Origin of the sequence: Pseudoalteromonas sp. 1CM17D, assembly GCF_023161805.1 — a bacterium.
GTDB lineage: Bacteria > Pseudomonadota > Gammaproteobacteria > Enterobacterales > Alteromonadaceae > Pseudoalteromonas > Pseudoalteromonas atlantica.
The window spans coordinates 66,111-81,547 of record NZ_JALNTP010000003.1; the positions used below are offsets into that span (position 1 = coordinate 66,111).

The 15,437-nt window shown below is 42.3% G+C and carries 10 protein-coding genes; 6 read left to right on the forward strand and 4 right to left on the reverse strand.

Translation table 11 applies throughout. The features are described from left to right. Positions 1-85: 85 nt before the first annotated feature. On the reverse strand, positions 86-3,193 hold the full coding sequence (locus tag MSC25_RS06875; protein WP_248442952.1) for an efflux RND transporter permease subunit: 3,108 nt from the start codon (positions 3,191-3,193) through the stop codon (positions 86-88). A 3-nt stretch (positions 3,194-3,196) separates the two neighbouring features. Continuing rightward, positions 3,197-4,249, reverse strand: coding sequence for an efflux RND transporter periplasmic adaptor subunit (locus MSC25_RS06880; RefSeq protein ID WP_054983189.1), 1,053 nt, complete (start codon positions 4,247-4,249; stop codon positions 3,197-3,199). A 246-nt stretch (positions 4,250-4,495) separates the two neighbouring features. Between MSC25_RS06880 and MSC25_RS06885 the strand changes: the two genes are divergently transcribed. From MSC25_RS06885 to MSC25_RS06910, 6 genes are all read left to right on the forward strand, one after another. After that, the gene (locus MSC25_RS06885) at positions 4,496-5,200 is read left to right on the forward strand and encodes a DUF2982 domain-containing protein (RefSeq protein ID WP_248442953.1); all 705 of its coding nucleotides are present in this window, start codon (positions 4,496-4,498) and stop codon (positions 5,198-5,200) included. A gap of 20 nt (positions 5,201-5,220) precedes the next feature. Next, the gene (locus tag MSC25_RS06890) at positions 5,221-5,553 is read left to right on the forward strand and encodes a hypothetical protein (protein ID WP_024034321.1); all 333 of its coding nucleotides are present in this window, start codon (positions 5,221-5,223) and stop codon (positions 5,551-5,553) included. A gap of 151 nt (positions 5,554-5,704) precedes the next feature. After that, positions 5,705-7,360 (forward strand): DUF1566 domain-containing protein, encoded by a 1,656-nt coding sequence (locus MSC25_RS06895; RefSeq protein WP_248442954.1) that lies wholly within the window; start codon positions 5,705-5,707, stop codon positions 7,358-7,360. A gap of 9 nt (positions 7,361-7,369) precedes the next feature. Then, positions 7,370-7,888, forward strand: coding sequence for a DUF1566 domain-containing protein (locus tag MSC25_RS06900; protein ID WP_248442955.1), 519 nt, complete (start codon positions 7,370-7,372; stop codon positions 7,886-7,888). Between the two features lie 175 nt (positions 7,889-8,063). After that, positions 8,064-8,981, forward strand: a complete 918-nt coding sequence (locus MSC25_RS06905) for an AAA family ATPase (RefSeq protein WP_248442956.1) — start codon at positions 8,064-8,066, stop codon at positions 8,979-8,981. A gap of 11 nt (positions 8,982-8,992) precedes the next feature. Next, complete coding sequence (locus tag MSC25_RS06910; RefSeq protein WP_248442957.1) at positions 8,993-10,084, forward strand: general secretion pathway protein GspB; 1,092 nt, start codon at positions 8,993-8,995, stop codon at positions 10,082-10,084. 49 nt (positions 10,085-10,133) lie between these two features. On the opposite strand, the gene MSC25_RS06915 is transcribed toward MSC25_RS06910, so the two are convergent. Both MSC25_RS06915 and putA read right to left on the reverse strand, forming a co-directional pair. Continuing rightward, the gene (locus MSC25_RS06915) at positions 10,134-11,327 is read right to left on the reverse strand and encodes an HD-GYP domain-containing protein (RefSeq protein WP_064386891.1); all 1,194 of its coding nucleotides are present in this window, start codon (positions 11,325-11,327) and stop codon (positions 10,134-10,136) included. 120 nt (positions 11,328-11,447) lie between these two features. Then, positions 11,448-15,251 (reverse strand): bifunctional proline dehydrogenase/L-glutamate gamma-semialdehyde dehydrogenase PutA, encoded by a 3,804-nt coding sequence (gene putA, locus MSC25_RS06920; protein WP_029773864.1) that lies wholly within the window; start codon positions 15,249-15,251, stop codon positions 11,448-11,450. Between the last annotated feature and the right edge of the window lie 186 nt (positions 15,252-15,437).

Below are 15,437 nucleotides of genomic sequence, written 5' to 3' on the forward strand. Positions count from 1 at the left end.
TGTCCTAATTATGTATGTTACAGTATTAAGGCGAGCATAAATTGAATACGCCGTAACAGCAAGTTACGGCGCAGTGTAAGCTCAGTTAAATTTCTTCGCCGTCTTTTAACGGGTGAGAGTCGGCTTGCTTATTTAATTTTTGCTGTAAAAATTCTGGCGACTGTGTGTTGCGGGCTAGGGCATAATACGCCGCAGGCACAACATAAAGCGTTAGCAATGTTGATACAATAACCCCTGTAAATACCACCACACCAATTACCATGCGGCTCTCTGCGCCTGGGCCTGATGCCAATACTAAAGGCACTGCGCTCATTACCGTAGTCAGAGAGGTCATTATTATTGGGCGCAGGCGCTGAGTGGCCGCTTGCAAAATAGCCTCGCTAAATTCTACGCCTTTATCACGCAGTTGGTTGGTAAATTCGACTATTAAAATACCGTTTTTAGCGCTTAAACCTATCAGCATTACAATACCAATTTGGCTATAAATATTAAGCGTTAAGCCCGTTGCCCATAGGCCAAACATGGCGCCCATTAGGCCAAGTGGTACTGTTAGCATAATGACAAACGGGTGCATAAAGCTTTCAAATTGCGCTGCTAAAACTAAAAAGGTCACAGTTAGGGCAAGCACAAATACATAGGTCATGGCCGATGCGCCTTCGTAATATAATTGTGATTCACCTTTATAATCTACAGCGCCGTCAATGTCGTTTTCTTCTGCAGCTACTTTGTTTAAAAAGTTAAGTGCTTGTTCCAGTGTATAGCCGTCCGCAAGATTAGCGCTTAGTGTAATGGCGCGCATTCGGTTATAACGGTTTAAGCGCGATGCTGTGGCCTCTTCTTTTAAGCTTATAAGGCTATCTAGTGGGACCAGCTCACCACTGCGTGATTTAAGGTAAATATTTGAAATGTCAGTAGGGTTTGTAAAGTCTTGTTTAGTGCCTTTTAAAATTACATCGTATTCTTCACCACGGTCAATAAAGGTGGTAACACGGCGCTGTCCTAGCATGGTTTCAAGCGTGGTGCCTACATCTGATACCGAGACACCTAAATCAGCGGCTTTGTTTTTATCTATGCTGACTAAAAATTGTGGAAAGGTTTCTTTATAGTCGTGATCGATTCTTACCAAGCCTGGATTTTTTTCTGCGCGCTCTATAATGCGGTCGCGCCAATCAGCAAGTTGCTCGTAATCGTTACCTTGTAGTACAAACTCAATCGGGCGAGAAGAGCCGCCACCGCCAATACCACGGCGCATAATAGCAAAAGCACGTACGTCTGTTACTTCGGTCATTTTGGCGCTTATTTCGTCCATTACTTCCCAGGTAGAGCGTTTGCGCTTATCCCAACCGGCCATGCCAACGATAGCAACACCGCCACTGCCGCCCCAGCCCGGTACGCGCACTAAAACACGGCTTAATTCGCCAGCTTCTGAGTAAGGAAGCAGGCGCTCTTCTATTTTAGCCATGTTGGCAGCGTTATTTTCATAACTTGCGCCTTCAGGGCCGCTCATCATAATAAAAAAAGTACCGCGGTCTTCTTTTGGCGTAAGCTCAGAGGGCACTTGTAAAAACAACGAGTAGCTAACAAAACCAGCAAGTACTAGGCTTATCATTAAGCCCCATTTTTTGGTCATATTTGAGGTAAGCGATTGGCGGTAACTGTTTTCAACTTTGCTAAAAACACGGTCCATCCATTGGCTAAATTTACTTTCTTTTTCTGACGCTTTTAAAACTTTAGAGCACAGCGCAGGCGAGAGGGTAAGGGCAGTAATACTAGAGAAAAACACCGCGGCACTTACAGCCATTGCAAACTCAGTAAATAAGGCGCCAATTCGGCCATCCATAAATACTAAAGGTACAAACACCGAAATAAGCACAAGCGTTGTCGCAATAATTGCAAAGCCTACTTCTCGGGCGCCTCTAAAGGCCGCTAATAAGGGAGGCTCGCCAAGCTCAATCCGACGGTGAATATTTTCAAGCATTACAATGGCGTCATCTACGACCAAACCAATTGCTAATACCAGCGCAAGTAAGGTTAATAGGTTGATTGAATAACCCATGGCAAGTAAAAACATAAAGCTGCCAACAAGTGCTACAGGCACTGTAACAGCAGGGATAAGCGTAGCGCGAATATTACCTAAAAAGATAAATATTATTAACACCACTAACCCCATAGAAATGGCAAGCGTGCTATATACTTCGTTGATTGACTCTTTAATAAAAATAGACGAGTCGTAGCTGTCTTGAATAGTGGTGCCCTCTGGCAAATTACGTTTTATTTTTTCAAGTTCACTGCGGGCGTTGTCTACCACTGTTAAGGTGTTTGCTTTAGCTTGCTTTACTATGCCAAGGCCAATCATGTTACGGCCGTTACCACGGAACAGGCTTTCATCGTCGGCGGCTTCTAAATGTACATCGGCAACTTCACCTAAACGCACAAGGTAGCCGTCTTCACCGCGTTTAATAACTAAGTTTTGAAAATCACGTTGGTCTTTATAGCTACGCGCTGTACGTACGGTAAAGTCGCGGTCGATAGATTCAATTTCACCTGCTGGTAGCTCTACGTTTTCGCTGCGTAGGGTGTTTTCGATATCACTTGAAGTGATCCCACGAGCAGCCATGGCTTGGCGGTTTAGCCAAATTTTCATGGCGTATTGGCGCTCACCACCAATACGTACATTTGAAACGCCATCTACAACGGCTAATCGGTCGACAATAAAGCGCTGTGCATAATCGCTCAATTGGAGCGAGTTCATGGTTTCACTGTTAAGTACAAACCAGGCTATAGGGCTCTCGTCGCTGTTTGACTTAGATACCTCTGGTGGGCGCACTTGCTCTGGTAGGTTATCTAGTGCACGGGCAACTCGCTCTCGTACATCGTTTGAGGCTGCGTCAATATCACGGCTTATATCAAACTCAATAACGATATTAGAGCGGCCATTTCTGCTTGAAGAATTAATACTTTTAATGCCTTCAATACCCGATATCCGGTTTTCTAATATTTGCGTTATTTTTGTCTCGACTATTTCTGCCGAAGCACCAGTGTAGTCAGTACTAATACTGACAATAGGGGTTTCAATATCAGGGTATTCTCTAAGTGGTAGCATCGAAAAAGCCACCAAGCCAAATGTTAGCAGTAGTAAGTTAATTACTATGGCAAAAACAGGGCGTTTAACACTCGTATCTGTAATTTTCACCGATTAACCCTCAACACTTACTTTGCTACCAGGGCGAATTTTAATAATGCCTTCGGTAATCACTTGCTCGCCATCGCTAAGGCCTTCATCAATCGCTACCCAGCCGTTATTTCTGCCAGCAACATGCACTTCAACCTTGTTGGCAATACCCTCTTTTACTTGGTATACAAAATGTTTATCTTGCAGTGGGATCACAGCTTTTTCTGGCACCATAAGCGCCTGATTACTACTAAGCTCCAAAGCGGTGTTTAAAAGCATACCAGGGCGTAATAGCCCGGATTTATTAGCAAAGCTTGCGGTTACTTCTACACTGCGAGTAATCGAGTCGATACGAGAACTAATATGGGTCACTTTGCCGGTGAAAGTGCGCCCTGGGTAGGCATCGTTTTGAGTATGTACTTTCATGCCTAGGTTAAGTTGAGATAAATATTTTTCAGGGACTTTAAAGTCAACTTTTATAATACTAATATCATCAAGCGTTGTAATAATTGTATCGCTACTTACATAAGCACCAACCGACACTTCTCGTTTGCCTAATAAGCCAGAAAACGGCGCGGTAATTAGCATTTCATCAAGTTTGGTTTTAGCGCTTTCTAGTTGGGCTTGCGTGGCATCTACGCGAGAAAGCTGCTCTTCTAATAATGATTTAGCGGTAGATTGCGTACGAGAAAGCTCAGTAAGGCGGCTTAACTGACGTTTTTCTTCTTTTAAGTTAATGCCTAGCTCTTTTACAGCGTATTGTTCTTGCTGATTTTGCAGCTGCACAAGGCGTTGGCCTTTACTTACTAAGTCGCCATCTTCAAAATATATGTGTGTAACATAATCGCTTTGTGCGCTTTTTATATAAATTGCTTGGTTTGCGCGTGCACTGCCTATGGCTTCAATCATAACGGTGTTTTCTTGAGACGATACCGTATGAGCCATTACCTGTGTGGGTGTATCACTTGAATTAGATTGTTCGCCATGGCTAGATGGCAAATATAAGTACACACTTAAAATAACAAGAAGCGTAATTAAAAATGGAAAAAGAGCTTTACCTGACTGTTTTGAATACATCGTTTTCATACCTGAAAATAAATTGTAAGTATTGTACGAAATAAGACCGTGAAAAGGCGGTTATGTGTCTCATAAATTTGTGCGTTAGGCGTAAAAATTTATGAGACTAATTACTTGTTCCCATTTAACACTAAAATTATGATAAAACGATGAAGCAACCACCGCAGTGTAAAACCTGTTTAACAATGAGAAAAATAATACTCTGGGGTATTGTTATGTTTTTATTTTATATGGCTTTTTACCAATATGGGTAAGCCAAGTTCAATAATAAAATACAGGGCGCAAGGGGCGCGCAATGGCATTGAAGTACTTACTGTAGGCAGCGTAGGTTTAGTATTTATTATGCTGTTTAATTTACTGCGCCCGGGTGAAATTAGCTTAATAGAAATTTTTTTAGTAAGCATGTGCATAGCTGCTATTTTTATTGGTTTTTTAAAAACACAGGAACCTTATTACAGTTTAGTGCTTAGTGAGTCCTTACTTGTGTATCAGCATAAGTATGGCCAGTGGCAGTTACATGTTAGTAACTTACACCACAGCGGTATTCCTAAGGTGGCTGACGGCCTTGAATACCTTGAATTAAACGCAGTAGGTTTAAAACTCAATGATATGGACGAATTTTTAAGCGCTTTACACCCACGCATTGCCGGAAAACTACTGATAGAGCAGCGTAATTTATTTATGCAAGCTGTTCAAAAACATTGCAAAAATGGCAATTGCCCATCAGAATGGTTAATAGAAGAGACACAATACACCTCACCTAAAGGATTTAGCTATACTGGACTTATAGCTATGTTTGCTAACAGAGCCAAGCACCTTGAGTTGTTAACGGGGTATAATTTACTGTTACCCGCAAGTGTATTAGAGACAGACATTTGGTCGTTCAGTGCCGATTTAAATAAATGGAAACGCGCACCTGAACGGTTTATAGCATCGCAAGTTGGACACTAAATGCGATAGTAGGAAAAATAATGAGCCAAGAAAGATCTTTTATAAAGAGTGGTCGCAACACCATCATCCATAAAGATAAAAAGCTTGATCTAGTCATTGTAAATGCAGAGCAGCACCCACGTATAAAGGTAACTCAAAATGGTTTGGAGCCATTTAAAGAGGACCTACCTAAAAACCGGCGTGATGCCAAAGAGCGTTACCTTGAAATTGTTAATGTAAGTAGCGCTGATATTTTTGGTGAAGAAAAACAGCTGTTGTTTATTCAGGCGCTTGATGGGCGTGAATACAAAGTAGATTACTCAAAAATAGGCACTAAGCTGTTTGTGCGTATTCATCAAGATACGTATATGTAATACCAATCCACAATAATGCTTAATCATTTTGCGACACGTTTTCCAGCCTCAAAATGGATCACTTAATTAAGCGAATTGGTATAACTCTAAATGGCACCTTTATTGCTAGTGATTACACTATAGTAATTATTTGACATTATAGGTGCGTTTTATGAAAGCGTTTGCTTTTACTCCCCTTATATCTTGTTTTTTATTGGCTGCCTGTGGCGGTGGAGGCGGCGGTAGTGAAGACTCTGCTGTTGAAACCTCGGTTAATGCCGGAACCGATCTACAAGTTGTAGAAAAAACAGAGTTTACAATCACCGCACAAGGCTCACCAGATGACGGTACCTTTACTTGGCAGCGCGTTAGCGGCCCATCTGTGGACGGCTTCCCGCTTGAAGGTGCAGAGCAAACAATTACTGCGCCCGATGTTAAAGCCGATAGTGAACTTGTACTATCTGTAAGCTATCAAACAGATAATGGCAGCTTAGTTAGTGACAACGTGAGCATATTTATTACTTCAAGTAATCAATTACCGCTTGCTGTTGTTAGTCAAACAGCCCCAGAAACACTGCCTTCAACCTATAACGACACCGTAACGTTAAGCGCTGAAGAGTCGAGCGACCCTGATGAAAATGGCCAAATTAATAGCTATCAGTGGCAATTAATTTCAGGCCCAGATTTAGATGTAACCGACTTTGACAACTCTACGGTAAGTTTTAGCCACCCGCTGCTTGAATCAAATACTAATTTAATATGGCAATTAAGCGTTACCGACGACGAGGGCGGCGAGGCAAGTACTGAATACAGTATGACATTAAATAAAACAGACGAGCTGGTTGTGGCCAATGCCGGAGATGACCAAAACGTTGAAGAATTTGAGGAAGTGACCTTAGATGCAAGTGAAAGTGACACCCTAACAGATACGTTTTCATGTAGCTGGCAACAATTAACGGGCAATGCCGAAACGCTGGCAAATACTAGCCAATGTACCACGACATTTTTTGCCTCCGACGTTGATTTAGATACCACGTTGAGCTTTGAAGTCACTGTTACTGATTCTAAAGGGCGCACTGACACCGATACCGTATTTATTGACGTATCACCAAAAGCATTAGGGTTAATTAACGACAGTGGCCTAGGCGAGTGTTATAACAATACCCAGCGTATCAATTGCCAAAGTAGTGACTTTCCGGGTCAAGATGCAGAGCTTGGTCGAGACAGCTTTGCCAACCAACTCGATAAAGCAGGCCAAGGTAACCTTGCGTTTGACTACACTAAGCTAAATCAGTTTGCCGATGAAGTGGCTGATGATAGTGACGACTTTACTTGTATACGCGACAACGTAACGGGGCTTGTATGGGAAGTGAAAAGTGTAGAGTCAGGTACATTACCTAATACCACCTTACGCGATGGCCAAAATCATTACTTTTGGGATTTAGGCACGACAACCTTTACCGATACCAGTACTGCTAATACCACCTGTCCAGATGATACAAGCTGTGGTGTGCAAACCTATATAAATGAAGTGAACGACTTAGATTTTTGCGGCGGTACCAATTGGCGCTTACCAACTTACACTGAGCTGTTGAGCTTAATTGATTATGGCAAGCAGGGCGAAAACGTATTAATTGATGAAGCGTTTTTTCCAAATATGCCAGAAGCAGGCGCTATAGATGATGTGAATTTACCGTACTGGACATCGCAAACTGCAGCCGATGGTACCAGCTTATCGCAAGCGTACATTATCGATATGAGCAACGGGAATGACTTAGCCTACCCGAAAGAAAAATACGCGTATGTACGTTTAGTCAGAAGCCGATAGGAGAAAATCATGAAAACATGCTTACTATTTTCAATGGCTGTATTTAGCGTAAGCTTTCAACTAGCCGCAGCGCAAACGTGTTACGACGGGGCGGATACAACAACACCAACCACTCGCTTCACTCTTAATGACGATGGCACAGTGTTAGATACAGAAACAGGCCTAATGTGGCAACGTTGTAGCTACGGACAAGTTTACGATAGCGACACTGAAACATGCACAGGCTCTACCCCGTCACTTAATTGGCAAGAAGCACTCAGAGGCGCAGAAAACGACACCACTGCCGATTACGACGATTGGCAGGTGCCTAATGTTAAAGAGCTTGCCAGTATTTTAGAGCACAGCTGCACCGAGCCAAGTATTAACGAAGAGGTGTTTTTAGGCACTAAATTGCAAAACTACTGGAGTAATACCTCAGGGGTAAGCACGATGAGCTCAGCATGGGTTTACCAGTTTGATAGTGGGCTTAATAGCTTACATGCTAAAACCAGTGACGTGTATTTACGTTTGGTGCGTTACGAAAACTAAGTAAAATAAAATAGCCAAGCACTTAGCTTTAATACAAAAGCGCCGCTAAATTTAGCGGCGCTTTTTTGTTTTACATAAATTTACGTTATTTCAATAATAAAGCGCATACAACGTTGTTACTTTGTCGTTTTTTTTGCCATTATAGGCCGAGTTTTAATGACGAAGGAACATTGCGGTGTATTTAAGCTACTTTGGCTTGAGCGAAAAGCCATTTTCGATCTCGCCCAACCCCCATTATTTATTTTTAAGCGAACGCCACAAAGAGGCACTTGCCCACTTAACCTATGGTTTAGGCGAAGATGGCGGGTTTGTATTGCTAACCGGCGAAGTGGGAACAGGCAAAACCACCATTACCCGCAGTATGTTAGAGCAACTGCCAGAGAACACTCAAGTTGCAATGATCCATAATCCGGCACTGTCGGAGCTTGAACTTTTGGCCAGTATTTGTGATGAGCTAAACATTACTTACGATGCCCAAAATGCCACCCTTAAAAGTTTAACCGACATTATTAAGCAGCACCTAGAGGCTAATAACAAAGCGGGCGGGCACACAATTTTAATTATTGATGAAGCGCAGCTCCTTGCCCCCGATGTGCTTGAGCAATTACGACTATTAACCAACATAGAAACTGATCATAAAAAACTGTTACAAATAGTCTTAGTGGGTCAACCAGAGCTTCAGGCATTATTAAAACGTACTGAGCTTAGGCAGTTAGCGCAACGAATTACAGCACGGTATCACTTATTACCGCTCACCCAAGGGCAAACAGTTGCGTATATAAAGCATCGTTTACATATTGCCGGGTGTGATAAAGGCGTTTTTTCGCTCGATGCTATGCAAGCTGTACATCAGTTAACTGGCGGCATTCCACGCTTAATGAATTTAGTCTGTGAGCGCGCGTTAGTCGGGGCTTTTTCTAAGCAGCAGCTTATTGTTGATAGTGATATTATAAAACAATCAGCCCAAGAATCACTGCCTATGGACTTTGCGGCTGCGCAGAATAATGCGCCTAAGTACACTGGCCGTATTTATTATTACTTAGCATTTGCTGCTTTGTTTGCAGTAGGTGTTGGCATGTCGTTTATTATATAGTTAGGTAATTTATGTCTTATTTATTAGATGCATTAAAGCAATCTCAACAAGCAGATATGAGCGCCGAGCAATATGATTTGCAGTCAGCGCAGTTAAAACAGCAGCAAGCACTTACGCGCTATAAAAAAATGGTGTGGCTACTTGGCGGCGCAATTGCAGCATTTATTGCCATAGCGGGTGGCTTTACAGCGGGTAAGTGGTTTCAAAGCAGCGCACTATTAAAAACAAGCCAGCCGGTTGACGTTGTTAGCACTGTTAGCACTGATAGCAAAAAACAAAAACAAGCAGTAACAGATGAGCCAACTACAGCGCAAAATAAAGCCGAAAAACCTGTAACATCACCGTCTTCAGAGGCTGAAAAAAATAGTAATAAAGCAACGATTGAAGGGCAGTTGGTGTATGTACAAACACCTACCGGGGTACAAAAAATGTTGCTTACCCCACAAGGGCAGTATATCCCTATTAATGATAATCCGGCGCAGCAGCAACCAGGTTACAATGTGCAAACCCCTATAAATGCTAACGGGTATAATCAAAATGCGTTTAATCAGCAAACTTACAATGCACAGCTACCTAATACGCAAAGCTATAATCCACTTGCTTATAATGCACACGGCCAAAACACGCAATTTATGCAGCCGCAAGCACAAAATACAAGCTCAGCAGGTTTAGATATGAGCAAGTACAAAGTGCTTGGAAAACCACTGAATGGTGAAAATACCCCAAGCACGCAAGCGCCGCAAAGTAGCCCGGAGCTTGATGCTGTACCGAGTAAATTAAAAGATGCCTTTGCACAAGCGATAAAAGACTCGGAGCAAGAACAAGATTACGAAGTAACCCAGGCCTCTCGCAGTTCATCTCGAGTTAAACCGGTTGAGCTATTACCAGATGGCTTACAAGCCATGCTGCCAAGCATTAAATACCAAGCACATATATACTCTTCAAGTGCAGATAAACGCTGGATAAAGCTTAATGGGAGAGAGCTACACGAAGGGGAGAGCATAGGGGCACTAACAGTGCGCGAAATTACCCCAGAGCAAAGTGTACTTGATTTTGATGGTTATGAATTCAGTATTAAAGCTTTACAGGATTGGCCGCAATAAAGCGCAGCTAATAAAGTAAAGCCGCAAAACTGCGGCTTTACTTTTTAACTCAAGGTAAAATAGCGTTTTTGTAAAAGCGCTCTAAGTCAATGTTGTAGTCGGTCGGCTTAACAGTTGATTCGAGCTTGTCGGCTGTTTTTTTATTTGCCAAGTTTATATCTTGCATTTCCGTGTAGCGACCGTGTTTAGCACTATAAAATGTTTTAACCACCGGCTTTAAAGGTGTTTCAGGGTTACTCTGCGTAACCAAGCCTACTTTTTGGCTAGATAAGCGCACTAAGGTGCCTACTGGGTGAATGCCAATACATTGGATAAACTTAGTAAGTAGCTCACCATCAAAGCTATCAGGGCAACCATCTTTTAAAATTTTAAACGCTTTTATAGGCTCCATACCTGCTTTATATACCCGCTCTGCCGTGAGTGCATCATATACATCTACAATTGACGCCATACGTACGTATTGGCTTATCTCATCGCCTTTTTTGGCAAACGGATAGCCTTTTCCGTCTAAGCGCTCATGGTGTAGGCCGGCAATGTCTACAGCAATCCCCGTTAACCCTGCTTCTTCCAAAATTTGCTTAGAATACAGAGCATGGTTTTGCATAATTTTAAATTCGTCATCACTAAAGCGACCCGGTTTATTGAGCACTTCGTCAGGAATTTTAATTTTTCCTATGTCATGTAACAAAGCACCTGTAGTGAGCTCTACAATAATGTCGCGCTCTATGCCTAAGTGCTTTGCAAAAATACCCATTAAAATAGAAACGTTGATAGAGTGCTCTAATAAGTAAGCATCTTTTTGACGCATTTGCGTTAAGCAGGCTAGGGCATCTTGGTTTCTAAAAATAGAGTCCATAAAGCCACTGGCAAGTTCTTTAAAAGGCGCTATGTCTATATCTCTACCCGCTTTTATATCGCCAAAGGCCTTTTGTTGAAGTGTTTTAGCTTCGTCGTAGAGCTTTTTAGCTTTGCCCATTTCTTGTTCACTACTGTGAACTTTAAGCCAAGGGTCGCGTTTTTTAATCTCTGCCTTAGGCGCAGGGGCTTGGGTGTCGGGCTCGGGTGTAGTTAATGTTTTATCTGGATCTATCTCTATTTCTAAAATGCCCGCTTTTTTGAGCTTATCGATACTCGCCTGAGTCTTAACCCAGCCTTGGTTTTTAATTTTAATGCGCCCAGTTTGTTTTGTAACACTTTGAACAAACATGCCAGGCTGTAATTGCGAAATAGAGATGACTTTCAATTTTTTTTACTTCTGTAATGGGGCTTTGTTTAAATTAGCATCATTATACGTTGCAGGGTAAAAAAAAAGGCACTTTTAAGTGCCTTTTTTTACATTTTTAGTTAATTAGTATTGGATGGGCTATTCGTCATCTTCTACTAGGGTCATCAGTGAAGTATTACCACCAGATGCGGTAGTATCTATACTGATCGTTTTTTCAGTAATTAAGCGCTTAATCAACGTATCGTAATACTCTGAAGTAATTACTGGCAAAATAGCACCTTTACGCTGCGCAAGTTGTTGGCTGAAGTAACCTAAACGAGACGAACGTGCAGCAACCACCGCACCCGCTAAGTGAGGGTGAGCCAAAATAGCTTGTAGCTGATTAGGTTTTGCAACCTGGAACACGCCCTCAGCAACGCCTGTGGCAATAAACTTATCTTTAAAGGCTACCGCTTCGTCGTAAAATAGCTCTGATGCTACCGTAATTACTGTATTACCTGCAGCAAGTGCTGTAATGATTGAAAGCGCCCAAAAGTTAAATGACGTGCTTTTATCTGCATAACATACTACACAACCACGTGCTTCAAGGTGCAAGGTGTTTGATTCACCAGTAGGCCCAGGCAAAGTAGTAAACTTACGCATATGTTTTTCTAAACGGTTCAGTTGTGCACGCGCTTCTGAAAGCGTTAATGCCAAATCGTCCGCTAGGTCATCAATAATTTCGACCGTTGCTACTTTAGCAAGCAACTGACGAACAGCCGATACACGGTCATTTAACGGTGTTGCACGCCAAATTTTCTCATCGCGCATTGAGTTAGCCATCAGCTTTTCAACTTGCTCGTTTGCACCGCTGTAATGGTGTAAATCAAGCTCATCTGGCGTTAGGTTAGTCATTTGCACGTTATCAGGTGATGCTTTCTCTTTTACTAAACGCTGCAGGTAGTTAGGGCCACCGGCTTTAGGGCCTGTACCAGATAAACCACGGCCACCAAATGGTTGCACACCTACAATGGCACCAATCATGTTGCGGTTTACATATACGTTACCCGCACGCGACATTTTAGCTAGGTACTCACAACGCTCTTCAATACGTGAGTGAACACCCATTGTTAAGCCGTAACCTGTGTTGTTAATTTGGTCAATCACGTTGTCGATATCATTCGCTTTAAAGCGAACAATGTGCACACATGGACCAAATACTTCACGTTTAAGTACTGATAAATCTTCGATTTCGTATAAACGAGGGGCAAAAAAGTAGGCGCCATTTTCGGTGTTATCAGGGATCTTACATTCGTAATGAAGTGTTGCATTACCTTTTAAGTATTCAACATGATCATTTAGCGTTTTAAGGGCTTTTTCATCAATTACTGGGCCTACATCGGTAGAAAGTAATGACGGGTCGCCAATATGCAGCTCGGCGAGTGCGCCTTTAAGCATTTCTATAATGCCATCGGCTACATCTTCTTGTATAAATAATACACGCAGTGCTGAACAACGCTGGCCTGCACTTTGGAAACCTGAGCTTATTACATCATCAACAACTTGCTCTGGCAGCGCTGTTGAATCCACAATCATACAGTTTTGGCCACCGGTTTCTGCAATTAGCGGTACTTGAATATCGTTACGCGCAGCCAGTGTTTGTGAAATCAGTGTGCCTGTTTCTGTAGAACCAGTAAACATAACTGCCTGAATACGCTCATCAGGTACGATTGTTTTACCTACCTCAGAACCGCGGGCAATCACCGGCTGTACTACATGCTCTGGTAAGCCAACCGAAAGCATTAACTCAATAGCGCGAAGTGCGATTAAGCTTGTTTGCTCTGCAGGTTTTGCAATAACAGTATTACCAGTCACTATCGCAGCGGCCACCTGACCTAAGAAAATAGCAAGCGGGAAGTTCCACGGGCTAATACATAAAATTACACCGCGTGCTTCAAAGCGCTCATCGCTTGCAAGTTCTTCTGCACGTGCCGCGTAATAACGACAAAAATCAACGGCTTCACGTACTTCGTCAATACCATCTTGCGCAATTTTACCGGCTTCTTTAATACATATAGCTACGAGCTCATCGTGGTGACGCTCTAGAATATCTGCCACGCGGCGTAATAAATTAGCACGCTCTTTTACAGATGTTTGCGACCATGACTCAAATGCCGCTTCTGCATTGGCCAAAATGTCTTTCATCTCATCGCCAGATTGCAGTTTAACGTGGCCGATGATTTCGTTGTGATTAGCTGGGTTTTTAACTGCTAATGCGCCTTCAGGTACTTGGCTTTGATCAATTAAGTGATCGTTAAACCAGTTTTCAAGGTTTTCTTTGAATGGCGTAATTACATTAATGTCGGTTAAGTCCATGCCTTTAGAGTTAGCACGTTCGTCGCCGTATAAGTCAATTGGCATTTTAATTTGCGTATTGTACTTATTACGTAAACCTTGCAGTGTTTCTACTGGATCAGGTAATAGCGACTCAACTGGTTTAGTGGTATCTACAATGGCGTTTACAAACGATGAGTTAGCGCCATTTTCAAGTAAACGACGTACTAAGTAGGCAAGTAGGTCTTCGTGCTGGCCAACGGGTGCATAAACACGGCATTGAATTTTTTCTTCATTTACGATTTGGTCAAATAAAGATTCGCCCATACCGTGTAAACGCTGGAATTCAAATCCGGTGTTATCGCCTTTAGCAACTTCTAAAATAGTGGCTGCAGTGTAAGCGTTGTGTGTTGCAAATTGCGGGTACAGTACATCGCGTGCTTCTAGCATTCTAATAGCACAGGCTTTGTAAGATACATCGGTAGTTGCTTTACGCGTAAATACTGGGTAGTGCTCTAAACCATCTTGTTGCGTGGTTTTAATTTCTGTATCCCAGTAGGCACCTTTTACAAGGCGAACCATCATTTTACGGCCTACACGAGTAGCAAGTTCAGTTACCCATTCAATAACAAAAATAGCGCGCTTTTGGTATGCTTGTACGGCTAAACCAAAACCTTGCCAGTTACCTAAATCTTCATCGCTGAATACCGCTTCTATAACATCTAGAGAAATATCTAAGCGGTCAGCTTCTTCTGCATCAACTGTAAAGCCAATGTCGTACTTTTTAGCAGCAAGCGCGAGCTCTTTCAGTTTAGGTACAATTTCGGCCATTACGCGGTCTTTATGCGTAAACTCATAACGTGGATGAATAGCAGAAAGTTTAACTGAAATACCTGGGCTTTTAACTGGGCCACGGCCATTTGCCGCTTTACCAATTGCATGGATTGCGTTCATGTAGCTGTCGAAGTAACGCTTAGCATCTTTCATTGTGCGCGCGCCTTCGCCTAGCATGTCGTATGAGTAAACGTAGCCTTTTTGCTCTTTTTCAGCAGCGCGTTCAATGGCTTCGTCAATGGTGCGACCCATAACGAACTGCTTACCCATAATTTTCATGGCAAAGTTTACAGATTTGCGAATCACAGGCTCGCCTAAACGACCTATGGTCTTTTTAAGCATGCCAAATTGCTGTTCTTTGGTTTTATCTGTGTAGTTAACCATTTTACCGGTTACTAATAATCCCCACGAAGAAGCATTAACGAATAAAGAATCGCTGCTTCCTAAATGAGAACTCCAATCACCTTTAGCAAGCTTGTCACGAATTAACGTATCTTGCGTGGCTTTGTCTGGTACGCGAAGTAGGGCTTCGGCCAAACACATTAACACTACACCTTCCTCACTAGAGAGTGAGAATTCATTTAAAAGTGCGTCTACACCGCTTTGACCGTCTTGATCTTTTCGAATGTTTAAAACAATCTGGCGAGCTCTTTCCCATGCACGGCTTCGTGCTTTAACACCCACTTCTGCAAGTGGTAAAATATGATCAATAACAGCATTTTCATCAATGCGGTAAAAATCACGAATTTTCTGTCTTGTAGGACAGGTTGTTGTCAAATCGCCATTGAATAACATAAGCAACCCTTAGGAATGTTAATATGTAAATAGTAGAACAAAATTTATGTGCTTGGGCTGTTGAGCTAAAGCAACTTTGCTACCAATAAATTACCAGTGATGTAATGCGTGCATTCTAATTAAATTTCAGCAGAATATGCTGGTTAAATTTCACGATTTACGATAATTTACAGGGCATATTTTCAA

Coding starts and splice junctions, on each gene's coding strand:
- MSC25_RS06880 (WP_054983189.1), bottom strand. CDS start 4,249: ATGTATTCAAAACAGTCAGGTAAAGCTCTTTTTCCATTTTTAATTACG.
- MSC25_RS06885 (WP_248442953.1), top strand. CDS start 4,496: ATGGGTAAGCCAAGTTCAATAATAAAATACAGGGCGCAAGGGGCGCGC.
- MSC25_RS06890 (WP_024034321.1), top strand. CDS start 5,221: ATGAGCCAAGAAAGATCTTTTATAAAGAGTGGTCGCAACACCATCATC.
- MSC25_RS06895 (WP_248442954.1), top strand. CDS start 5,705: ATGAAAGCGTTTGCTTTTACTCCCCTTATATCTTGTTTTTTATTGGCT.
- MSC25_RS06900 (WP_248442955.1), top strand. CDS start 7,370: ATGAAAACATGCTTACTATTTTCAATGGCTGTATTTAGCGTAAGCTTT.
- MSC25_RS06910 (WP_248442957.1), top strand. CDS start 8,993: ATGTCTTATTTATTAGATGCATTAAAGCAATCTCAACAAGCAGATATG.
- putA (WP_029773864.1), bottom strand. CDS start 15,251: ATGTTATTCAATGGCGATTTGACAACAACCTGTCCTACAAGACAGAAA.